The sequence below is a fragment of the Streptomyces sp. NPDC050085 genome, assembly GCF_044460595.1.
Classification (GTDB): Bacteria; Actinomycetota; Actinomycetes; order Streptomycetales; family Streptomycetaceae; genus Streptomyces.
The window spans coordinates 425,998-447,399 of the sequence record NZ_JBITJZ010000004.1; the positions used below are offsets into that span (position 1 = coordinate 425,998).

Annotated in this window: 24 protein-coding genes; 11 read left to right on the plus strand and 13 right to left on the minus strand. The window is 69.0% G+C overall.

Annotated features, from left to right (window positions below; translation table 11 throughout):
• Positions 1–70: 70 nt before the first annotated feature.
• The 3 genes from ACIBUY_RS18055 to ACIBUY_RS18065 all read right to left on the minus strand — a co-directional run bounded on the left by ACIBUY_RS18055 (position 71) and on the right by ACIBUY_RS18065 (position 3,607).
• Positions 71–796, minus strand: coding sequence for a lytic transglycosylase domain-containing protein (locus ACIBUY_RS18055; RefSeq protein WP_365580086.1), 726 nt, complete (start codon positions 794–796; stop codon positions 71–73).
• A 391-nt stretch (positions 797–1,187) separates the two neighbouring features.
• Positions 1,188–2,510: a PhoH family protein gene (locus ACIBUY_RS18060; RefSeq protein ID WP_365580089.1), complete on the minus strand. Its 1,323-nt coding sequence runs from the start codon at positions 2,508–2,510 to the stop codon at positions 1,188–1,190.
• Between the two features lie 323 nt (positions 2,511–2,833).
• Positions 2,834–3,607: an isoprenyl transferase gene (locus ACIBUY_RS18065; RefSeq protein WP_365580091.1), complete on the minus strand. Its 774-nt coding sequence runs from the start codon at positions 3,605–3,607 to the stop codon at positions 2,834–2,836.
• Between the two features lie 108 nt (positions 3,608–3,715).
• Between ACIBUY_RS18065 and mgrA the strand changes: the two genes are divergently transcribed.
• Positions 3,716–4,753 carry an L-glyceraldehyde 3-phosphate reductase gene (mgrA, locus tag ACIBUY_RS18070; protein ID WP_365580093.1) on the plus strand — a complete coding sequence of 346 codons (1,038 nt, stop codon included), beginning with the start codon at positions 3,716–3,718 and terminating at the stop codon, positions 4,751–4,753.
• Between the two features lie 530 nt (positions 4,754–5,283).
• Here the strand turns inward: mgrA and ACIBUY_RS18075 are convergent.
• Complete coding sequence (locus tag ACIBUY_RS18075) at positions 5,284–5,646, minus strand: helix-turn-helix domain-containing protein (protein ID WP_365580095.1); 363 nt, start codon at positions 5,644–5,646, stop codon at positions 5,284–5,286.
• A 108-nt stretch (positions 5,647–5,754) separates the two neighbouring features.
• Positions 5,755–6,543 carry a methyltransferase domain-containing protein gene (locus ACIBUY_RS18080; RefSeq protein WP_365580097.1) on the minus strand — a complete coding sequence of 263 codons (789 nt, stop codon included), beginning with the start codon at positions 6,541–6,543 and terminating at the stop codon, positions 5,755–5,757.
• A gap of 299 nt (positions 6,544–6,842) precedes the next feature.
• Between ACIBUY_RS18080 and ACIBUY_RS18085 the strand changes: the two genes are divergently transcribed.
• The 4 genes from ACIBUY_RS18085 (at position 6,843) to ACIBUY_RS18100 (ending at position 10,297) form a co-directional block, all read left to right on the plus strand.
• Positions 6,843–8,147, plus strand: coding sequence for a cytochrome P450 (locus tag ACIBUY_RS18085; RefSeq protein WP_399153022.1), 1,305 nt, complete (start codon positions 6,843–6,845; stop codon positions 8,145–8,147).
• Between the two features lie 230 nt (positions 8,148–8,377).
• Positions 8,378–9,295, plus strand: coding sequence for a class A beta-lactamase (gene bla / locus ACIBUY_RS18090; RefSeq protein ID WP_399153173.1), 918 nt, complete (start codon positions 8,378–8,380; stop codon positions 9,293–9,295).
• Between the two features lie 28 nt (positions 9,296–9,323).
• Complete coding sequence (locus ACIBUY_RS18095) at positions 9,324–9,869, plus strand: GNAT family N-acetyltransferase (protein WP_365579266.1); 546 nt, start codon at positions 9,324–9,326, stop codon at positions 9,867–9,869.
• 2 nt (positions 9,870–9,871) lie between these two features.
• Positions 9,872–10,297 (plus strand): hypothetical protein, encoded by a 426-nt coding sequence (locus ACIBUY_RS18100; protein WP_399153023.1) that lies wholly within the window; start codon positions 9,872–9,874, stop codon positions 10,295–10,297.
• 195 nt (positions 10,298–10,492) lie between these two features.
• Here ACIBUY_RS18100 and ACIBUY_RS18105 read toward each other — a convergent pair whose 3' ends face one another.
• The gene (locus ACIBUY_RS18105; RefSeq protein ID WP_399153174.1) at positions 10,493–11,338 is read right to left on the minus strand and encodes an AraC family transcriptional regulator; all 846 of its coding nucleotides are present in this window, start codon (positions 11,336–11,338) and stop codon (positions 10,493–10,495) included.
• Positions 11,339–11,432: 94 nt separating this feature from the next.
• Here ACIBUY_RS18105 and ACIBUY_RS18110 point away from each other — a divergent pair, with 94 nt between their 5' ends.
• Entirely contained in the window at positions 11,433–12,209 is a 777-nt protein-coding gene (locus ACIBUY_RS18110) for an alpha/beta fold hydrolase (protein ID WP_399153024.1), read from the plus strand.
• 89 nt (positions 12,210–12,298) lie between these two features.
• Here ACIBUY_RS18110 and ACIBUY_RS18115 read toward each other — a convergent pair whose 3' ends face one another.
• Entirely contained in the window at positions 12,299–12,742 is a 444-nt protein-coding gene (locus ACIBUY_RS18115) for a nuclear transport factor 2 family protein (RefSeq protein ID WP_399153025.1), read from the minus strand.
• A gap of 111 nt (positions 12,743–12,853) precedes the next feature.
• Between ACIBUY_RS18115 and ACIBUY_RS18120 the strand changes: the two genes are divergently transcribed.
• The gene (locus ACIBUY_RS18120; protein ID WP_399153026.1) at positions 12,854–13,453 is read left to right on the plus strand and encodes a TetR/AcrR family transcriptional regulator; all 600 of its coding nucleotides are present in this window, start codon (positions 12,854–12,856) and stop codon (positions 13,451–13,453) included.
• A gap of 66 nt (positions 13,454–13,519) precedes the next feature.
• Here the strand turns inward: ACIBUY_RS18120 and ACIBUY_RS18125 are convergent, their stop codons facing one another.
• Positions 13,520–14,677: an FAD-dependent monooxygenase gene (locus tag ACIBUY_RS18125; protein ID WP_399153027.1), complete on the minus strand. Its 1,158-nt coding sequence runs from the start codon at positions 14,675–14,677 to the stop codon at positions 13,520–13,522.
• Between the two features lie 90 nt (positions 14,678–14,767).
• Between ACIBUY_RS18125 and ACIBUY_RS18130 the strand changes: the two genes are divergently transcribed.
• Together ACIBUY_RS18130 and ACIBUY_RS18135 are read left to right on the plus strand one after the other, a co-directional pair.
• Entirely contained in the window at positions 14,768–15,358 is a 591-nt protein-coding gene (locus tag ACIBUY_RS18130) for a TetR/AcrR family transcriptional regulator (RefSeq protein ID WP_399153028.1), read from the plus strand.
• Positions 15,359–15,485: 127 nt separating this feature from the next.
• Positions 15,486–16,439, plus strand: coding sequence for an esterase/lipase family protein (locus tag ACIBUY_RS18135; RefSeq protein ID WP_399153029.1), 954 nt, complete (start codon positions 15,486–15,488; stop codon positions 16,437–16,439).
• Positions 16,440–16,483: 44 nt separating this feature from the next.
• Here the strand turns inward: ACIBUY_RS18135 and ACIBUY_RS18140 are convergent, their stop codons facing one another.
• The 5 genes from ACIBUY_RS18140 to ACIBUY_RS18160 form a co-directional block, all read right to left on the minus strand.
• A complete protein-coding gene (locus tag ACIBUY_RS18140) occupies positions 16,484–17,113 on the minus strand; it encodes an OmpA family protein (protein ID WP_365579286.1) in 630 nt (209 codons plus the stop codon).
• Positions 17,110–17,694 (minus strand): hypothetical protein, encoded by a 585-nt coding sequence (locus ACIBUY_RS18145; RefSeq protein WP_399153030.1) that lies wholly within the window; start codon positions 17,692–17,694, stop codon positions 17,110–17,112. Before ACIBUY_RS18145 ends, ACIBUY_RS18140 begins: the two co-directional genes overlap by 4 nt.
• A 32-nt stretch (positions 17,695–17,726) precedes the next feature.
• Positions 17,727–18,335 (minus strand): pilus assembly protein TadG-related protein, encoded by a 609-nt coding sequence (locus ACIBUY_RS18150; RefSeq protein WP_399153175.1) that lies wholly within the window; start codon positions 18,333–18,335, stop codon positions 17,727–17,729.
• Positions 18,332–18,520 (minus strand): hypothetical protein, encoded by a 189-nt coding sequence (locus ACIBUY_RS18155; protein ID WP_399153176.1) that lies wholly within the window; start codon positions 18,518–18,520, stop codon positions 18,332–18,334. Before ACIBUY_RS18155 ends, ACIBUY_RS18150 begins: the two co-directional genes overlap by 4 nt.
• Positions 18,521–18,837: 317 nt before the next feature.
• The gene (locus ACIBUY_RS18160) at positions 18,838–19,407 is read right to left on the minus strand and encodes an ATP-binding protein (RefSeq protein WP_399153031.1); all 570 of its coding nucleotides are present in this window, start codon (positions 19,405–19,407) and stop codon (positions 18,838–18,840) included.
• Positions 19,408–19,690: 283 nt separating this feature from the next.
• Here ACIBUY_RS18160 and ACIBUY_RS18165 point away from each other — a divergent pair, with 283 nt between their 5' ends.
• Both ACIBUY_RS18165 and ACIBUY_RS18170 read left to right on the plus strand, forming a co-directional pair.
• Positions 19,691–20,542 (plus strand): helix-turn-helix domain-containing protein, encoded by an 852-nt coding sequence (locus ACIBUY_RS18165; protein ID WP_399153032.1) that lies wholly within the window; start codon positions 19,691–19,693, stop codon positions 20,540–20,542.
• 12 nt (positions 20,543–20,554) lie between these two features.
• Positions 20,555–20,749, plus strand: coding sequence for a DUF397 domain-containing protein (locus ACIBUY_RS18170; protein WP_399153033.1), 195 nt, complete (start codon positions 20,555–20,557; stop codon positions 20,747–20,749).
• The last annotated feature ends 653 nt before the right edge of the window (positions 20,750–21,402 follow it).

The window sequence follows — 21,402 nt, forward strand, 5'->3', positions numbered from 1 at the left end:
GACCGTACATGGCCGGAGCCCCTCACCGTAGGACGGTGAGGGGCTCCAGGAGGTTGAACGCGGCTGCGCCCTAGTACCAGTTGTTGGCCTGCCAGAACGACCAGGCGTCACAGGGACTGCCGTAGCGGCTGTTCATGTAGTTCAGGCCCCACTTGATCTGGGTGGCCGGGTTGGTCTGCCAGTCGGCGCCCGCCGAGGAGTACTTGGAGGCGGGCAGTGCCTGGAAGAGACCGTAGGCGCCGGAGGAGGCGTTCGTCGCGCGGTAGTTCCAGCTCGACTCGTGGTTCACGATGTTGCTGAAGCACTGGAACTGGCCGGACGGCACCATCTGGCGTGCCATCGCCTGGATCTGCGAGATCGAGTACGACGACTGCGGGGCGAAGCTGGAGGCGTCGCGGCTCGCGGAGCGGCTGGCGATCTTCTCCGCCTCGCGCTCCTTGGCCTCCTTCTCCGCCTTCTCCTTCGCGGCCTGCGCATCCTGCTGCTTGGCGATCGCGTCCTCGGCGGCCTTCTTGCGGGCCGCTTCCTCCGCCGTCTTCTGTGCAGCGTTGTCGGCCGCGATGGCCTGCGTCTGCGCCTGCTGCTGCAGGGACGCGGTCTGCACCTGGGCCTGCTGACCCGCGGGTATGTCGGCGAGGAGGGTCGCGTCGCCTGCCGTGGCCTCTGCCTCGTTCGAGGGCTGAGCAGTGCTGCCCGAGGCAACACCCACGACGGCGCCGACTGTGGTGACCGCGGTGGCCGAAGCCACTGCGAATCCCCGGACCGAAATCCGGCTCACACGGTTTCCTTCCAGCATCGCCCGCTCTGGTGTGACCCCTCGCGGACGCAATCGTGCCCCTGGCGCTGGCCTCCCAACTGACGGGTCACGGGAGGCACGGGCCCGGTGGGCAACTCCCTTGCGGGGAGCGCCGCGTGGTGCTCGGGCGGCATACGACGACCGTTATGGAGTTCAAGGTGCAGCCGGGGCTGCTGTGGTGCGTCACCGCTGGGGGTACGCGAGTGTCGTATGCGGGGCCTGACAGGACCGTGACTCTGCCGTATCCGGACGCGGTGAGGCAATTCTGTGTTGCGTGGGAAACGTCACACCCCGTTTGCCCCACGGGTTTTGAGGAAACCCGCACACGCCAGGACGCCGCCCGGATAAGCTCTCAGGCTTCTCCGGACGGCGCCAAGGTGTGCCAACTGCCTTAAATCTGGCCGTCTTCCAGCATTTCGGTCACCAGGGCCGCGATCTGCGACCGCTCCGAGCGCGTCAGCGTGACGTGCGCGAACAGCGGGTGCCCCTTCAGCTTCTCGACGACCGCGACCACTCCGTCGTACCGCCCGACCCTGAGGTTGTCGCGCTGGGCGACGTCATGGGTCAGGACGACACGCGAGTTCGCCCCAATTCGGGACAGAACGGTCAACAGGACGTTCCGTTCCAGGGATTGGGCCTCGTCCACGATCACGAACGCGTCGTGCAGCGAGCGTCCACGGATGTGGGTGAGCGGCAGCACTTCGAGCATCCCGCGCGCGGTGACCTCCTCGATGACCTCGCGCGAGGTGACCGCCGAGAGGGTGTCGAAGACGGCCTGCGCCCACGGCCCCATCTTCTCGGCCTCGGAGCCGGGCAGATAGCCGAGCTCCTGCCCGCCCACCGCGTACAGCGGCCGGAAGACCATCACCTTCTGGTGCTGGCGCCGCTCCAACACGGCCTCCAGGCCCGCGCAGAGCGCGAGCGCGGACTTGCCGGTGCCGGCCCGGCCGCCCATCGAGATGATGCCGACGTCCGGGTCGAGCAGCAGATCGAGCGCGATCCGCTGTTCGGCACTGCGGCCCTTGAGCCCGAAGGCCTCCCGGTCGCCGCGCACCAGCCTGACGTTGCCCTCCGGCGTGACGCGGCCGAGGGCCTTGCCGCGCTCGGAGTGGATCGTCAGGCCCGTGTGCACCGGAAGGTCGGCGGCCTCGGGAACGTAGAGCGTGTCCTCCTCGAACAACAGGTCCACCTGCTCGGCAGGCAGGGTCAGTTCGGACATTCCTGTCCAACCGGACTCCGTGATGGCGAGTTCGGCACGGTACTCCTCGGCGAGGAGACCGACCGACGACGCCTTGATCCTGAGCGGCAGATCCTTCGACACGACCGTGACGTCGTATCCCTCGGCCTGCAGATTGCGCGCGACCGCGAGGATGCGCGAATCGTTGTCGCCCAGGCGGTAACCCGAGGGCAGGATGCCGGGGTCGGAGTGGTTGAGCTCGACGCGCAGCGTGCCGCCCAGTTCCCCGGTGGGGATCGGGGCGTCCAGACGTCCGTACCGGATGCGGTAGTCGTCGAGCAGACGCAGCGCCTGCCGGGCGAAGTACCCGAGCTCCGGATGTTGCCTCTTGGCCTCCAACTCCGTGACCACGACGACAGGAAGGACCACTTCGTGTTCGTCGAATCGGGTCATGGCGTTCGGATCGGCCAGCAGGACGCTGGTGTCGAGAACATAGGTGCGCCGGTCGGGCTTGTGGCGCTTGTTGCTGGTCACCACGGAAGGACGTACCCCCTCGGAAGAGGTCGGGGAGCGACGGAGGGAATCAGGACCGGTCATCGGCCCCTGCGCGCGGGCCGAGAACCGGCCCTCCAAGTCGTCATCCGTACTCGTCTGCGTACGGTCGTCCTGGTGCAAAGGGCCTCCCGGGCGGGCGGCCCCGTGCCGCCCGCTGAGATGCGGTGTCCTTGGTGCGGACACCGACCTGGAAGGCTTATTCCCTCGAACACGCGCAGCCATGCCAGGGCATATGACGGCGCGTGCGTTAACTCCCGATGACGTACGTAGTCGTACGTACCCGTGTGTTTCCGTGTGACGGGTGCTCAGCCGCCGTAGCGGCGGTGGCGCGCGGCGTAGTCGCGCATCGCGCGCAGGAAGTCCACCTTGCGGAAGGCCGGCCAGAAGACTTCACAGAAGTAGTACTCGGAGTGGGCCGTCTGCCAGAGCATGAAGCCCGAGAGGCGCTGCTCACCGCTGGTGCGGATGACGAGGTCCGGGTCGGGCTGCGCCTTGGTGTAGAGGTGCTTGCCGATGAGGTCGACGGAGACGGCGTCGGCCAGCTCGTCGAGCGACTGCCCCTTCTCGCCCGCGTCGAGGACCATCGAGCGCACGGCGTCGGCGATCTCCTGGCGGCCGCCGTAGCCGATCGCGACGTTGACCACTATTCCGTCGACGTGGGCGGTGGCCTCGGCCGCTTCCTTGAGTACGTTCTGCAGGCCCGACGGAAGGATGTCGGTGGCCCCGACGTGGTGCACGCGCCAGCGGCCGTCGGCGGCGAGCGAGCGGACGGTGTCCTCGATGATCCCGAGGAGCGGGACCAGTTCCTCCTGGGGCCGGTCGAAGTTGTCCGTCGACAGCAGCCACAACGTGACGACCTCGACGTCCGTCTCGCTGCACCAGCCGAGGAACTCCTCGATCTTGTCGGCCCCCGCCTGATGGCCCTGGGCGGTGGTGGACCCGGCGGCCTTCGCCCAGCGTCGGTTGCCATCCATGATGACCCCGATGTGCTTGGGCACCTGGGCGTGGTCCAGGTGGCCCTCCACCCGGCGTGCGTACAGCCCGACCAGCAGGCCGCGCAGCCTGTCCCGCAGGTTCACGGTCGTTCAGCCCCTCCGTGCAGACGGCAGTCCCCGAGCGCGAAAGCCTACCCCCGAAAAACCAGTGCGCTCTCTGGGGTGTCAGTGGGCTGACGTACTTTCGTATCCATGAACGACATCTCTCCTTACGTCGCTTCCGGTGACCGCTACGACTCCATGGAGTACCGGCGCACGGGCCGCAGCGGCCTGAAGCTGCCCGCGATCTCCCTCGGCCTGTGGCACAACTTCGGGGACGACCGCACCCTCGACTCCCAGCGCGCGATCCTGCGCCGCGCCTTCGACCTGGGCGTCACGCACTTCGACCTCGCGAACAACTACGGACCGCCCGCGGGCAGCGCCGAGTTGAACTTCGGCAAGATCTTCGCGCAGGACTTCGCCCGATACCGGGACGAGTTGGTCATCTCGACCAAGGCGGGCTATCTCATGCACCCCGGCCCGTACGGGGAGTGGGGCAGCCGCAAGTACCTGCTGTCGTCGCTCGACGCGTCGCTGAAGCGGATGGGCGTGGACTACGTCGACATCTTCTACTCGCACCGCTTCGACCCGGACACTCCGCTCGAGGAGACGATGGGAGCGCTCGCATCCGCGGTGCAGCAGGGCAAGGCGCTGTACGTGGGCGTGTCCTCGTACAACAGCGAGCAGACCGCCGAAGCCGCGCGCCTGCTCAAGGAGATGGGCGTGCCCGCCCTCATCCACCAGCCGTCGTACTCGATGATCAACCGCTGGACCGAGGACGACCGCCTGCTCGACACCCTGGAGTCGGCCGGCATGGGCTGCATCTCCTTCGTGCCGCTCGCCCAGGGCCTGCTGACGGGCAAGTACCTGAAGGGCATTCCGGAGGGCTCGCGCGCGACGCAGGGCAAGTCGCTCGACCCGGACCTGCTGAGCGACGAGGTGCTGCGCCGGCTGAACGGCCTGAACGACATCGCGCAGCGCCGCGGCCAGTCCCTCGCGCAGCTCGCGCTGAACTGGGTGCTGCGGGACGAGCGGATGACGTCGGCGCTGATCGGCGCCTCCAGCGTGCGGCAGTTGGAGGAGAACGTGGCGGCGCTCGCGGGCCCGAAGCTCACCGACGAGGAGCTGACCGAAATCGATTCGTTCGCCGTCTCGACGCCCGGCACGAACATCTGGGCCGGCCGGAGCTGACCCGGCTCCCCGCCCGCACCCCCCGCGACCGGGGGTTTGTACGGACAAAAAAACGGGCCGGTCCGTGGGGGGGAGACGGACCGGCCCGAGGGGGGGTTTCCACCATAACCCTTCGTAAGTGCTGCTGCGCGCATCGGCGTGCCACAACTACTCTCCGCAGTCACCCGGCGACGCGCGGAGGTAGCTTTCCGGCCGCCCCGGCACGGGCCCACAGCTGGCTCACAGCCGCCCCAGGGGCCTCTTTCACACGATTCTCACGGCGCGCCGCCGGGGGTTCGGCGTCCCCCTCCCGTGTCATGCGCGGGGTTGACGCGCGTACGGGCGCCGTGGGCGCCGCCGCAGATATGGCGCATTTGGCTCGCGCGACCCGAGATGGGTGGCAAACGGCACCGCGCAGCCCCCTCCACCGCGCGGTACCGCCGCGCAGCTTTGCTCACGCGAATTGCCGTTGGTCTGAACTTACGTGAGGTTTAGGTGAGGATCGAGTGCGTATCGATAACGATGCGGATTCGGTTGCCCGAGACGACGGTCTACGCCGCCGGTTCGCCCTCCTTCGCGGCCAGGATCGCCGCCATGTGCTCCTCGCCCCACAGGCCGAGCGGCACCAGCGCCTGGTTCAGCGACTCCCCCAGTGCGGTCAGCGAGTACTCGACGCGCGGCGGCACCTCCGGGTACACCTCGCGGTGCACGACGCCGTCGGCCTCCAGTTCGCGCAGCTGCTGCGCGAGCACCTTCTCCGTGACGGTGCCGAGGGCGCGGCGCAGTTCGCCGAAGCGCAGGGTCTTCGCGTCGTGCAGCGCCCACAGGATCATCGGCTTCCACTTGCCGCCGACGACGTCCACGGCGGCGTCGAGCCCACAGCTGTACGGTCCGTCGATCCCCTTGTGCCCCATGCGCCCGGTTCTCCCTCTCGTCGTCTCTCGTCGTCACTCGTGCCGGTCTCACCACCGCAACGCCGCCGGACTGCGGAAGATGCCCGCCCGGATCCTGCTTCGCGTTCGCTACGCGGCCGGCCTGCGGGCCTCGAAGAGATGGCGGGTGCTGTGGGCCACGAACGGGCCCTCCTTCTCGATCTGCTCGTGCAGCGCGCGGAGTTGGGGCTCGTACGCCTCGGCCGTGAAGCCCGGGACCATCCACACCACCTTGCGCAGGAAGTGGACGACGGCCCCGATGTCGTGGAACTCGATGCGCAGGCGCTCCGCGCGCAGGTCGACGACCTCGAGCCCCGCGGCCTCGGCCTCGGCCCTCTCCGCCTGCGGGTCACGGCCGCGGCGCACCTCCTCCGGCTGCGGCCCGAGGAAGTACTCGACGACCTCGAAGACGCTGCCCGGGCCCACGTGTTGGGCGAAGTACGTGCCGCCGGGGCGCAGTACGCGGGCGATCTCCGGGAACGGGGCCTTCACCGGGTGGCGGCTGGTGACCAGGTCGAACGCGGCGTCGGCGAACGGCAGCGGGGCGTCCGCCGCGGCCGCGACGACGACCACGCCGCGCGGCGCGAGCAGCCGGGTGGCCTTCGCCACGTTCGGCGGCCAGCCCTCCGTCGCGGCCATCGCGGGCGGCAGCTTCGGCGCCATGTTCAGCACCTCACCGCCGCCCGTGTCCAGGTCGAGCGCGGCCCGGACCTCGGGCAGGGCCAGGCGCTCCCCCATCAGCCGGGCGTACCCCCAGGACGGGCGCTCCTCGGTGGCACGCCCCTCGAACCAGGAGAAGTCCCACCCTTCCGTGGGCGCGGCGACGGCCTCCGCGACGAGGTCTTCGTACGAGCGGTTCTGCCGGCTCTGGGGGTTCATGCGGCTCTCGGGGTTCGGGGGTTCAGGGGGTTCACGGGGTCCATGAGCAGCATGATCGCAGGGGCCCCACATCCGTTTCATCTCCATTTCGCCGCTCACCGGCCGGACCACCGGGGACCGAGCGCCGCCGCGGTGGGGCCAGCCCCCGGCCGGTTCGGGGGCTGGCCCTCTTCCGCGGGACCCAGGAAACGCACGTACCCTTGGCGGACCCCCGCGACCGTCACCACCACGGCCCCACACGTACCCGCAGTCCCGTCCGTCCCCCCGCAGTGATGCGACCACCGCCGAGATGCGAGCAGATGTCCGTACGTTCCGCGATAGCGACCTGGCTGACCCGCCTCTACTTCTCCCGGCTCCGGAAGAAGGGGGGAAGCCTCGACCTGTCCGTCCTGTCGAAGCTGCCCGACGCCGCGCTGCTGCCGCTGCGCCGCGAGGGCCTCGACCCGGTGCCCGAGATCGGGGCGCTGCGCGACCGTGAACCGGTCAGCAAGCTGCCGATCCCCGGCATGACGGTGTGGCTGGTGTCCGGCTACGACGAGGCGAAGGAAGTCCTGGGCGACGCCAAGGCGTTCAGCAACGACTTCCGTCATCTGGTCGGGGTGGGCGGTGCGGGCGCGGACCAGAACCCGGGGGGCCTCGGCTTCTGCGACCCGCCGGACCACACGCGGCTGCGCCGGCTGCTCACCCCCGAGTTCACGATGCGCCGCCTGTCGCGCCTCACCCCGCGCATCCACACGATCGTCGAGGACCAGCTGGCCCATCTGGAGAAGGCGGCCCAGGCCTCGCCCGACGGCACGGCCGACTTCGTCGAGCACTTCGCGATGCCGGTGCCGGCGCTCGTCATCTGTGAGTTGCTGGGTGTCCCCTATGAAGAGCGCGACGCCTTCCAGCAGTTCTCGGTCGCCCGTTTCGACGTGCTCGGCGGCGCGGGCGCGTCCTTCGGCGCGGTCTCGCAGTCCCTGGACTATCTGCGCGGCGTCGTCGCCGAGCAGCGGCGCAACCCGGGCGACGGTCTGCTCGGCATGCTCGTGCGCGAACACGGCGAGAACATCACGGACGAGGAGCTCACCGGCCTGGCCGACGGCGTCCTGACGGGTGGCCTCGAGACCACCGCCAGCATGATCGCCCTCGGCACGCTGATCATGCTCCAGGACCGTACGCACTTCGACGCGATCCACGACGCCGCGGACCCGGCGACGGTCGCGGCCCCCTTCGTGGACGAGCTCCTGCGTCATCTCACGGTCGTCCAGACGGCGTTCCCCCGTTTCGCACGCGAGGACGTCACGATCGGCGGCATCCCCATCGCGGCGGGCGACATCGTGATCGTCTCCCTCAGCGCGGCGGACCGTGACCCCCGCCTCGGCGACGCCATGGACGCCTTCCTCCCGTCCCGGCCCCCGACCTCCTCGCACCTGGCGTTCGGGTACGGGATCCACCGCTGCATCGGCGCGGAACTCGGCAAGATGGAACTCCGGGCGGCGTTTCCTCAACTGGTCCGCAGGTTCCCGGAGTTGAGCCTTGCGGTACCGGCGTCCGAGCTGGAGTTCCGGAAGCTGTCGATTGTCTACGGGGTGGATCGCCTGCCGGTCCGGGTGTCGGGCTGACGGAGTCGCCGCGCGGGGCGTCATGGCTTGTGGCCCTTCCAGCGGGTTGCTCGGGCGGCCGGCGGATCGAAAAGGGAGCCGTGGTCGGCAAGTAGCCTCGGGACGGGTAAGCGGCAATCCACGCAATTCACCTGCACCGGAAGGCCGAGAAGCCCTGGAAGTCCCGGGGTCCCGGAGTCCCGGAGTCCCGGGGTCCCGGAGTCCCGGAGTCCTGGAGTCCTGGAGGAAATCTGTTGGCCCTCACTCGCCGTGCTGCCCTGACCGCACTGACCGGCCTCTCCGTCACCCCGCTCATCGGCTGCGGTTCCTCCGACGCCGGGACGGCCTCACCCTCCACGGAGTCCGCGAAGTCCACGCCCCCGGCGGCGAACGGCGCGTTCACCGCCCTGGAGAAGGAGTTCGGCGCCCGGCTCGGGGTCTACGCCGTCGACACCGGCAGCGGGGCGGTCGTCGCGCACCGGGCGGACGAACGGTTCGCGTACGCCTCCACGTACAAGGCGCTGGCGGCGGGCGCGGTACTGAGGAAGCACTCGGTCGACGACCTCGACCGGATCGTCGTCCGCTACACCCGCGACGACCTGGTCGCGCACTCCCCCGTCACGGAGAAGCACGTCGACACCGGCTTGAGCCTGCGCGCGGTGTGCGACGCCGCGATCCGCTACAGCGACAACACCGCGGGAAACCTCCTGTTCGACCAGCTCGACGGCCCCAAGGGATTCCAGGCGGCGCTGGCCGCCCTCGGCGACGACACCACGCGGGCCGACCGCCACGAGACCGCGCTGAACGAGGCGACCCCCGGCGACCTGCGCGACACCTCGACCCCGCGCGCGCTGGCCGCGGACCTGCGCGCGTACGCGGTGGACGACACCCTGGGCCCGGCGAAGCGGGCGCTCCTCGTCGACTGGCTCAAGCGCAACACGACGGGGGACGACGTGATCCGGGCCGGCGTCCCCGACACCTGGCAGGTCGGCGACAAGACCGGCACCGCCGAGTACGGCACCCGCAACGACATCGCGGTCGCCTGGCCGCCCAAGTCGGCCTCCCCGGTCGTCATCGTCGTCCTCTCCACCCATGCCGCCCAGGACGCGACCCCCGACGACCGGCTGGTCGCCCGCGCCGCGAAGGCGGTGGTCGCGGCTCTGGCCTAGTGCCCACGGCCCGGCCCACGCTGTACACATGACTGTCATGACAGCCACGGACCGACCGAGCCCGTTCATCGAATGCGGAGACCTCACGCTGCGGCGCTGGCGGGAGCGGAGCGACTTCCAGTCGGCCTTCACGTTGATCGGGGAGTCCGTGGACCACCTGCGTCCCTGGATGCCCTGGGTCGACGGCCACAGCGAGCGGAGCACCCGCGACTTCCTCGCCAACTCCGAGTCGAAATGGGCGAGCGGCGTCGTCTACAACTACGCCGTCGTCTCGGACGGAACGCCCCTCGGCATGTCCCAGAGCTACCGCGTGGGCGAGACGCGCGTATGGCGGCTCGGCTACTGGCTGCACCCGTCCGCGACCGGCCGCGGCCTCGCCACGCGAGCGACGGCGGCGCTGGCCACGGAGATGTTCACCCTGCCGTACGTCGACCGCCTGGAGATACTCCACGACCCGGCGAACCGGCCCAGCGCGGGCGTTCCGCGGCGGTTGGGGTTCGTCGAGGTGGGGCGGGAGGGTGCGAACGGGGACGGGGACGTGATCTGGCGGCTCGACCGTCCCGGGGTGCGGTGACCATGGCCGCCGCCGATCTGCGGGAGATGCTGCTGGTGGCCCGCGGGATCGTCGCCGAGGCGTTGGCCGATCCGGTGGCCAACAGACGTACGAACAGCCGGAGTTGCGGGTGGGACATCGACTTCGACGTCCTCCTGGACGAGGTACGCCACGTACTGGCCATCGCCCTGTTCGCGACCGCCCCTGACGACGCCACGGCCGATCCGGGTTCACCACAGCACCGGCACGCGGCTCTGCTGCTGTTGCAGAGCCGGGACCCGATTCCCGTGTTCGCGCCGCTGCCCGCGCGCCCTCCGGAGGAGCTGGCGCTTCCCCTGAAACAGCTCTGGCTCATGTCCGTGAGCGCGACGGACCGCTCGGGGCTCCACTGGGTCCGACTGCTCGTGACCGCGTCGGATCTCCTGTCCTTCACGGTCGCCGCGCCTTGAGGGCAAGGAGCAGATGGGACAGGGCAGTTGGGGTGGTGGCTATCCGACCGAGATCGAACCGGTCGAGCGGCGGGTGGACACCCTGATGCGGGTGGACACCGACGAGGGCAACTTCCTGTTCGCCTACGAGTCCCAGGGCAAGGCCGACTCCGGCCCCTGGTCATGGATGCGAGTGCCCTTCACGAGTGCACCTGCTCATGCGACGGCCAGCGTCGCCTGCCACGCGCCTGGGGACATCCCTGTCGCCTTCCGGAAGAACACCGAGAAGTTGGATGCGTCGGGGAAGCCGAGCACGTTGGCGCAGCGGGTCGCGGTGAGGCGGTCGTGCGCGAGGAGCCGTTTGGCTTCGAGGACGATCCGGTCGACGATGTACCCCTTTGCCGTGCGGCCTGTGACCTGCTGCACCGCTCGCGAGAGGGTGCGGGGCGCATATCCCAGCGCACGGGCGTAGTAGCCGGCGTCGTGATGTTCCCGAAAGTGCGCTTCGACGCTGGACCGGAACAGCCGAAACACCGGATGTGAGAACCGCGCTCCGGAGTGCGGTGGCCGAAGCCGGGCGATGAGCACGGAGAGCAGGATCTCGGGCAGCTCCGTCGCGAGGCCGGCGGACGAGGCGGACTCCTCGAGGAGGAGATGGTTGCGTGCGGCGTCGACGAACGGCCAGTCGGCGTCAGGAATGCTCCAGTGCGCGGCCGGCTCCGGGTACCCGACGAGTTCCCGGGAGGCACGGGTGACCGGAGCGGTCGGCACGAACAGCACGATGTGTCCCGCCACTTCGGTCATGTCGTCCCACTGGTGCACCGCGCCCGGCGGGATCCACACCGCGGACCGCTCCTCGAGCGGGTGTTGGCAAAAGTCCACCGTGAGCAAGCCGTGCCCGGCGTCGACGAGGGCGAGGACATGGAAGTCAGCACGCTGCGTGCCGCCGTCGTTCAGCTCGCGAAGGCGGTCGAACGTCATGGTCTCGACCGTGGCGGCGAGGCGCTCTGCGGGCCGGTAGGTCATCTGCCTGATCATGGTCACGTGTCCAGTTTCCACCATCAGTCGACCAGTCGCGCCAATGTCCCTCCTGGGTGAAGAAGCTTCAATGACCGCATAGGAAAAATCATCCCGAGCAGTCACCAGGAGAGCCACGATGTCTTCGACGCAGCCGATGCCACTGCCCGCTTACGACCATCGGCCGGGGACCGGACCGACCCTGGTGTTCCTGCACTACTGGGGTGGTTCGGCCCGCACCTGGGACCTAGTCGTCGACTGCCTCCCGGGCCGCGATGTGCTCACGGTCGACTTCCGCGGGTGGAGCCGGTCGAGCGGCCTGCCCGGCCCATACACGCTCGGTCAACTCGCCGACGACGTGCTCGCCGTACTCGCCGACTCGGACGTCAACGACTACGTCCTTGTCGGGCATTCGATGGGGGGCAAGGTCGCGCAACTGGTCGCGGCAACCCGGCCCGCCGGCCTGCGCGGACTCGTCCTCGTCGGCTCCGGCCCGGCGAAGCCCGCCGCGCAGATCACTCCCGACTACCAGGAAGCCCTGTCCCACGCCTACGACTCCGACGAGTCCGTGGCCGGGGCACGGGACCACATCCTCACCGCGACCCGACTGCCCGCGTCGGTCAAGTCACGGATCTCGACCGACTCGCGAGCCGGCGTCGACGCCTGTCGCACCGAGTGGCCGCTGCACGGCATCGCGGAGGACATCACTGAGCACACCCGCATGGTCAGCGTTCCCGCCCTGGTCATCGCCGGGGAGAACGACCAGGTCGAGCCCGTCGACGTACTCCGCGACAACCTTGTGCCCTACCTGTCCCAAGCCGAGTTCACGGTGATACCGGCCACGGGTCACCTGATCCCGCTGGAAGCTCCGGCCGACCTCGCCGACGCCATTACGGCCTTCGCACCAGCAGCCTGACCATCCGCGCGACCCGAGGGCTCAGCCGCCCGTCGGAAACGACACCTCCACCCGGCGGTTCATCTTGCGGCCCGGCCCCCAGGACCGTTTCAGCCCGTCGCGCGCAGCGCCTCGAGCAGGCCATCCGCCGCGTCGAAGGCGATCGCCCCGTCGAGGGGGTTGGCGTAGACGCGTGACCAGGTGATCAGCCCGTCCGTGACGCGGGCGTACATCACCATGTCGAAGGTGAACTGCCGCCCTGTGGAAGCGACTTGGCCATGGAGGCGGTAGTCGGCGATCACGAGTTCGGGGTCTTCCGTCTCGTGTACGTGGACGTGGTCCACGGCGTTGAACTTCTGCAGCTTCGCCCCTTCCCGCAGGTGGGCGCGGAAGGCCTCCCGTCCCGGTTCCTGCACGGGCGCGCCCGGCGGCAGGTAGGGCATCTCGAAGACGGCGTCCGTGGTGAACACGTCGGCCATCGCCTCGCTGGGGCCGTCGGCGGTGAGGCGGAGGAAGGCGTGGAGGACTTCGCGCGGTGTCGTGGTGGTGGCCATGGGACACTCCTCTCGATATAAACGGGGCGGTCACCCCGGTTACGTCATCGAATATACGGGGCGCACGCCCCGGTTAGCAATGCTCAAGTCCCCGTCCCTGGAGGAGAGTTGATGAGCGACCGACAGCAGCGGCCCCTGCGCGCCGACGCCCGCCGGAACCGAGAGCGCATCCTGCACACGGCCCGCGACGCCTTCGCCGCCGAAGGCATCGCGGTCCCGTTGGACGAGATCGCCCGCCGGGCCGGGGTCGGGGCGGGCACGGTGCATCGCCACTTCCCCACCAAGGAAGCCCTGTTCGAGGAGGTCGTGCGCGAGCACCTCGAGCAGTTGACGCGCGATGTGCGCGCCGCCCTGGACGTGGAGGCGGAGGCCGGGGCCGCGTTCTTCGGCTTCCTCGCCCGGATGACCGCAGAGGCCGACGCGAAGCAGGACCTGGCCGAAGCCATCACGGCGGCCGGGTCTCCCGTGGGTGCGCGCACCGAGGAACTGGCCGCGGAATTGCGGGAGTTGTTCGGGTCGCTCCTCCTCCGCGCCCAGCAGGCAGGCGCCGTACGCGATGACGTGGACGCCGCCGATGTGCAGGCCGTCGTCGTGGCCGCACTGACAGCGGGCCGCCGGCGCGACGCGGGCGACCGGTCCGGGCGGCTGGCTCGCGTCGTCTTCGACTGCCTGCTGCCCCGGCCCAGCGGCCCCGCCGGAAGCGGGGCTTGAATCCCTTCAGAGCAGTTCAGTAAGCAGTTCAGTTCCGTCGTTCAGTTCCGTCGTTCAGTTCGTCGTTCAGTTCAGGTGGGGCGGGGTCCAGGCGTGGTGGCGGAGGATCATGCTCGTCGCGGCCCTGGCCGGTGTCAGCCTCATCGCCGTGTTCCGCAGGGCGACCGCCAGCGGGTTCGCGAGTTGCTGGCCCATCCGCCCGGCCTGTCGGGCGGCCCTCGCGACGGCCTGACTGCGCGGTCGGCGCTCGGCGTCGTAGTGGGCGAGCGCGGTCTCGATCGCCGGAGCGGTGGCGAGCGCGGCGGCCAGGGTGACCGCGTCCTCCAGCGCCTGGCAGGCGCCCTGGCCGAGGTTGGGGGTCATCGCGTGCGCCGCGTCGCCGAGCAGCACGGTCCGGCCGGCCACGTACGAGGGGAGCGGCGTGCGGAGTTCGCGGACGTCGTGGTGGAGCACGGCGTCCGGCCGGGTCGCGTCGAGCAGGGCGGGGATCGGGTCGTGCCAGTCGTGGAAGCGGCTGCGCAGTTCCCGCAGCGGGTCGGCGAACCGGGTGCCCGCGGGCAGGCTGAGGACGGCGTGCCACTCGGCCCGGCCGTCCAGGAAGGCGATGTGCCCGAACTCGGCCCCGCGCCCCCAGGTCAGTTCGAAGTCGGTGTGCAGGTCGACCGGCCGATCGGTGAGGGCGCGCAGCACCGTCGAGCCACTGTGGACCGGACCCGGGTGCGCCGGGAAGAGCGAGTGGCGCACCGCGCTGCCGATGCCGTCGGCCGCCACCACCAGGTCCGCCGCCAAGACCCTTTCGCCACAGACCAGTTGGACCCTCGCCGGGCCGGTCTGCTCGACCGCGTTCACCTCGGATCCCGTCAGCAGCGCCTCCGCGGGCAGGGCGTCGCGCAGCAGCCGGTGCAGGGCGGAACGGGCGATGCCCATGATCGGCGCGCCCACCGCCTTCTCCAACGCGGCGCCGTCCATCCGGGTCAGCCAACCGCCCTTCGGCGTACGGGTTCCACCGCTGTACTGGCCGCGCGAGGCGCCGCGCACGGCCTCACCGACGCCGAGTTCGTCCAGTGCCCGCAGACCGTTGGCGGCCAAGGAGATGCCCGCGCCCTCGTCCTTGAGCACGGGTGCCCGCTCGACGACCGTCACGTCCCATCCGATGCGCCGCAGGCCGATCGCGGCGGCGAGCCCGCCGATGCCTCCTCCGACCACCACTGCCGTGCTGCCCATTCCGAAGCCCTCCCCCTCTTCACTTTCTACACCTGTAGAAGCCTGTGGAAGATCACCGTAGCCGAGTCTCTACAGGTGTAGAAAGGAGGCATGGTTTCGGATCGACGCACCCTCCTCGCCGACGCGGCTCTCGACGTACTCGCCGACGACGGGATCCGCGGTCTGACCCATCGAGCGGTCGACCGGAGAGCGTCCATGCCGCCGGGCACCACGTCGGCCTACTTCCGCACCCGCGCCGCGCTGCTCACCGCACTCGTCACGCGCCTGGTCCAACTCGACCAGGCGGAACTGCACATGACGGCCGAAGAGCTGCCGCCCCTGCGCACCGTCGACGAACTGGTCGACGGCATGGCGCTGCTCACCCGGCAGCGACTCACCGGTGAGGGCCGTCGCCGCTCGCTCGCGCGCCATGCCTGCGCCGTTGAGAGCGTGCGGGACCCGGAGTTGCGCGAGATCCTCGTACCCCGCGAGAACGCCGGACGCGAGGCCGTCCGGCTGTTCCTCGCCGAACGCGGCGTACCGAACGTCGACAGCCGTACGCACACCCTGCTGACCTGCATCGACGGGCTGATCCTCGACCGGCTGGTGAACGGCGGCGACGTACCGCGCGAGGCCCTCGAAGGCCTGGTCGTGGCCGCCCTTGCGGGATCTCGCGGCCCGCGGCGCAGAGCTTCGCGCTGACGCGTGCGAAGAATTCGATCCGGCCAACTCGCCCGCACCCCTGCCGAACCGATCACCCCTATTGGATACTGCCACTATCCAATCGACGGAGATGCTTCTCCAAGGGGGACTCGTGAAGCGAACCGGCTTGCACATACCCAGATACGTCACCGCCGCCTGTGCCACCGCCGCGGCGACCGTCTTGGCCACCACCACGTCCGCGGCAGCAGAAACCGGCCCCGAGCAGTACGACTTCTTCCCCGCCATGGTCCATTCGATCCTCCACCTGGACATCGACGCACCGGGCTCCAACGACTGGAACTGCCACCCCAGCGCCGCCCACCCGCGTCCGGTCGTCCTGGTCCACGGGACCTACGAGAACCGCTACAACAACTGGGCCCGGATGTCCCCCGAGTTGAAGGCCCAGGGCTTCTGCGTCTACGCCCTCGACTACGGCGACACCGACGACGCCGGAGTCGCCCTCGCTCCCACCGTCAAGGGTTACGGAGACATCAGGAAGTCCTCCAAGGAACTGGCCGCCTTCGTCGACAAGGTGCTCGCCGCCAGCGGCTCCCGCCAGGTGGACCTTGTCGGCCACTCCCAGGGCGGGACCCTGTCCCGCTGGTACCTCAAGGCCGACGGAGGCGCGAACCCGAGCGACCCCTCGAAGAACAAGGTCAAGAACGTCGTCCAGCTCGGCGCGACGAACCACGGCACCACCATGAGCGGCATCGAGACCCTCGCCGACATCCTCCACATGCTGGGCCCCGGGGAGGTGCCCTTGGGGAAGGCGGGCCCTCAGCAGTACGTGAAATCAGACTTCATCAAGGAGCTCAACGCCGACGGCGACACCGTTCCCGGGGTCGACTACACCGTGATCGGCACGAAGTACGACGAGATCACCACGCCCTGGCAGAGCACGTTCATGACGGCGGGCCCCGGAGCGACGGTGCACAACATCCCCTTGCAGCAGGGCTGTTCCATCGACCTTTCCGCCCATCTGAGCATGTCGTACAGCCCACGCGCGATCGGACTGGTCAAACAGGCCCTGGACCCCTCGGCCCCGGCAGCTCCCTGTGTGCCGAGGGCTCCCGGCTTCTGAGCCCGCAGCCGCTCCCAGTCGCTCTCAGTCGCTCTCAGTCGCTCTCAGTCGCTCTTCGGGAACGACACCTCCACCCGGCGGTTCTTCTTGCGGCCCTGCTCCGAGTTGTTGTCCGCGATCGGGTAGTCCTCGCTGTAGCCGCGGACCTGGAACGTGATGTTCCCGCCCTCCGCGCCCAGCGCCGCCGTCAGCTCGTCGTGCACGGCCTCGGCCCGCTTCTTGGAGAGCGTCAGGCCGTGCGCGTAAGAGCCCAGGTTGTCCGTGAACCCGAACACCCTTACCGCGCTTGCCTTTTGGGTGTTGATCTCGTCCGCGATGGCTTGAATGCGGGAACGGGCGTCCGGGTTCAGCTTGGCGCTGTCCTTGGGGAACAGGACCTCTGCCTGCAGCGCGAACGTCACGTCTTCGTTGGTGTCCGTGCGCCGTTCGTCGCCGGACATGTCCTCGACCACGGACTTGATGTCCAGCACCTTGGCGGGGGCGAGCGTGGCGCCGTCGGCGAGCTTGAGGCCGGGGCTGTTGGCGTCCACCTGCGGGGGTGGGGAGCTGGTGGTGCTGCCGGGTGGGGCGCCGGTGGGGGTGGGGTCGTCGGCCTGGGCCGTTGTTACGCCGGTTGCGGTGACCAGGAGGAGGAGGGTGGCTGTGGTTAGCGTTCGTCGTCGGGGCATCGTCATTCGCCCTCGGTGAGTTCGATGGGGGCGGGGGGCATGGCGCCGACCTGGAAGGTCACCTTGGTGGTGCCTGCGGGTGGGGCGGGGAATTGGGCGTACCAGGTCGCGCTGTCACCCGACCTCAGTCGCGTGAACTTCGTGCACAGGCAACGCCCTGTGGTGTCGCGGAGGACGAGGTACTTCTTCTTGCCCTGCTGATCCACCAGGCTGGCTCCCGACAACGAGCCGCCGTTGACCGCCAGTTCACGCTCATCGCTCTGCCAGTCCGCACCCATCCAGGAGCTGCTCCCGTCATTGCGGACCGTACCGGTCACGTTGACGAAGCCGCCTTCGTCGCGCGTAGCCGAGGTGATGGAGACGGTCACGTCCCCGTCCTTCGACTCCGCGAGTACCTTGTCGCTCGGGCTCGCGGACTCGGGCGCCTGCGCGCCACTGTCCTTGCCTGCCGATGTGGCCGTAGGGGTGCTCTTCGACTTCCCGTTGTCACCATCCCCGCCACAGCCGGCCACGGATAGGACCAGCCCCGTCGCGATCGCCACCGCGGTCAGTGCCCGGCGGGTCGTGGTCGTACGCCGAAGGTTCATCGCTGCGGCTTCCCTTTCTCGTCGTTCGCTCGTCAGTCGGCCAGGTGGACGGAGAACAAGGCTGACGCGTCAGGCAGGTCGGCGAGGTCGAAATCCTCGGGATCGATCTCGATGGACTGGCCGCCACAGGTGAGTTGGACCGCCTTCTTCTGGTCAGCGTCGACAGGCGCGTCGCAGCGGGGCTCGATCACCGCTGTCGCATGCGCCTTCGCCTTGTCGTTCTCAGTGCCGGGGATGATCGTGTCGCCGACCGTGTAACGCGTCTGCACTTCGACCCAGTACCCCGGGTTGCCATTCACCTCGGTGGCGTCAGGGCCGCCCACGACATCAGCGTCGTTCTCGGCTGCCAGGCGAGCTGCTGCGGCTGCGGCGTCGGTTCCTTCGAAGTCCTGTCCAGTCAGCCAACGAAGCCAGTCGTCCCCGCCTTCAAGGGCATCACCCAGGCCCACCATCAGCTCGTCCCGCGCGGACTGTGCAGCTCCCAACGCAGCTGCATCGGCGGCAGATTGAGCACCGTTGCGCGCCGAAGCCGCTTGCGCGAAGGCGAAGAAGGCGAACGCGGCGAAGAGAAGAATCCCCGTCAGCCAGATGTAGATGGGGAGAGTCGATCCCCGGTCACTGCGGAACGCCGCTGCTGTCAGCCGCCGATGACCCGATCGACCGCGTCGCCGATCGCGCCGGAGATCAACCCGTCCAACCCCAACTGGTCGATCAACGTGAAGATCCCCGCAATCAGAATCATCAACCCCGCATACTCCACGAACCCCGCCCCGGAATCCCGCCGCTCCCCACGAAGCCGCTCTCCCAGAGAACTCGTCCACGTCACCCACGCCCCGAGCACTCGGTCCTTGATCACGGGATCCCCCTTCCGCCACTTGCTCCACGGCAACCAGAACAACACACGCAACGTACGCGAACTGCGACCCTGCGCATGCGGTTTCACCCATTAACGGTCGCCGCTTGACCGGAAGTTGGCGCCTTGTTGTCGACCGCGTCATCCCGGACCCCCGTCCCCATCCCCGCCCTGACGCATTCGCGAATGCCAATCGCAGCCCGGACAACTGTAGCCACATGAGGGAAATCCCATAAGACCCGAGCGGGCGGCGGGCGGCACAACCGGCCGCCACCCGGCCCCGTGTCACGTCACGCCGCGAGTACCGGCACCGGCGGCGGCTCCGGAAGCCGCAGTTCGAACCAGAGCGACTTGCCGCCCCGGCTGTACGGGCCCTCCGCCGTCGCACACCCGCCCCACCGGTCCGCGACCGCATCCAGGATGAGCAGGCCGCGCCCACCCTCCGCGTACGGCTCCGCGCGCTGCGGCAGTTCGGGCAGGTCCGGGCTCATGTCCCACACGCTGCACCGCAGTACGGGGAACAGCCAATGCAGGCTCACCGACGCGGGCCCCTTCGTGTGCCGTACGGAGTTCGTGGCGAGCTCCGCCATCAACAGCTCTGCCCTGTCGGTGAGTTCGGCGAGGCCGTGGGCTTCCAGTACGGCGCGGAGCGTTACGCGGGCAATGCCCGGACCGCGCGGGTCGCAGGGGAAGTGCACCTCGTAGTTCCAGGGGGCCCGGAACGGGATCGGCGGCGGGTGCGGTGTTCCGGTGAGCGGGTCAAGTGCGGGGAGGAGGAAGGCGGTTGAAGGGGTGAAGGGGGGAGCTTCGGGGATCGGGGTCACGTTCGAGTTCGGGCTCGTTGCCTGGTCTTCGCTCACGGGCACCTCCTGGGGTGCGCTGTGGAGGGTCAACTGGTCGTGTGCCGCTTGGCGTTGGCGTCGGGATCGACCGGTGGCCTGCTGCCTCTGCCTGCCGTCCCGGGCGGGCAGGTGGAGGCGGTGCGCTTCCGGCTGGACCGGGCCGCGCCAGTGGCACGCGTCACACCATAGCGCCGTCGATTTAACCCGTGCCATCAGTATCACTAATACGGGTAAATTCCCGTGACCGAGTGGTCGTCCGCGGGCGATGTCGGCACACTGTGCGCGAGCAAGGAGGCTTTCGATGGCACCAGGCAGCACCCCCACCATCCGCCAGCGACGGTTCGGGCTTGAACTGCGGCGCTTGCGCGAGGCGGCGGGTCTGTCCGCACCGGCTGCGGCGACCGCGCTCGGTACGGATCGGACGAACATCTCGAACATCGAGGCCGGCCGGTACGGGATCAGCGAGGAGCGCGTACGCAGGCTCGCCAGCATCTACGAGTGCAATGACGCGGCGCTCGTCGACACGCTCGCCTCGATGACGGGGGGCCGTAAGCCCGGCTGGTGGGACGAGTATCGGGGCAAGGTGCCGCCGGGCCATTTGGACATCTCGGAGATCGAGCACTACGCGGTGCGTCTGCGCACCCTCCAGACGTCACATCTGCCGGGCCTGTTCCAGACCGAGGATCACGCCAGGGCCATCTACGAGTTGGTCGTACCCCGCCTTCCCCGCTTGGAAGTTGAGCTCCGCATCGCGCATCGCCTCGCTCGCCAGGGTGTGCTCGCGGGCGACGAGCCGACTCCGTACACCGGGATCATTCACGAAGCGGCCCTGCGCATGCAGTTCGGTGGCCGGGACGTGTCACGCGCTCAGCTCCGGCACCTACTGGCCGAGAACGAGCGCGAGAACGTGACACTTCTCGTCATTCCGTTCGCCAACGGCGCGTTCCCCATGGTGGGCGACTCCATCCTGTACGCCGAGGCGGACAACCAGCACTTCGATACCGCGCATATGGACTCACCGACCGGACCGTTCTTCTTCGACCTGCCGACCCAGTTGGAGAACTTCCGGCTACGGCTGGACTTGGTAGAGCAAGCAGCGTTGACTGCGAAGCAGTCTGCGGACTTCATCCGCGCCGTCGAGAGAGACCTGTAAGAGGAGCGTGCCTTGTCCGAGCTGCAGTGGCTCAAGTCGTCCTACTCCGGCGACGGCGGCAACAACTGCATCGAACTAGCCGCCACCCCCACCGGCGAACTGGCCCTCCGCGAAAGCGACGCCCCCCGCCAGATCCTGGTCGCCGCCCCGGCCTCGCTGAGCGCCCTCCTCGACACCATCAAGTCGGGCCGCCTCAACAACGGCTGACGCACATCGCCGATCCCCGAACAGGCGGTCAACTCGCCGGCCATGGAGGGGGTTTGGGTCCGTCGCTTCGCAACGGTGGGGTGGTGACCGTGGTTCGAAGTCGGCTGTCAGGCCGGTGGGCGCCTTCGATTGGATTACGTGGCTGGTGTCCGGTGGGTGGTTGAGCTACCTCCGATTGTCTCGTCGTCGACTGCCGCCCGCCTTCGGCTGGCTTTCGTCGGCTGATCTTTCGGGGTGGAAGGGCACACAGTCACCATCAACTCAAAGGCCCTTCGGCCGCACCCGCCGCACACGGTGACTGGTCGAGTGCCCGTATGTGGGGTGGCTTCGGTCGACCACAAAGACGCAGCAACAGGAAGGGCATTGGGGAGGCTGTCCGTTGTCTGCTGGTGCGTGGGTGGCTGATGTGACGACAGAGACACCCACCAGACGTCAGTGGGCACTTTGGGACACCCCCCGGACCGCCAGCCAGCCCTTGAGGTGTCCCAAAGCCTCCACTCACCGCACCAGAGAGACGGACGGCGTCACGTGTGACGCGTGTGACGACCGCAAGCACCCACCACGCGCACACGACCCACAAGCCCCACCATCGCCCTTCCCGCTGCTGCGTCTTTTGTCGGCCACCGCCACCACCCCACAAACGCGCACCCAAC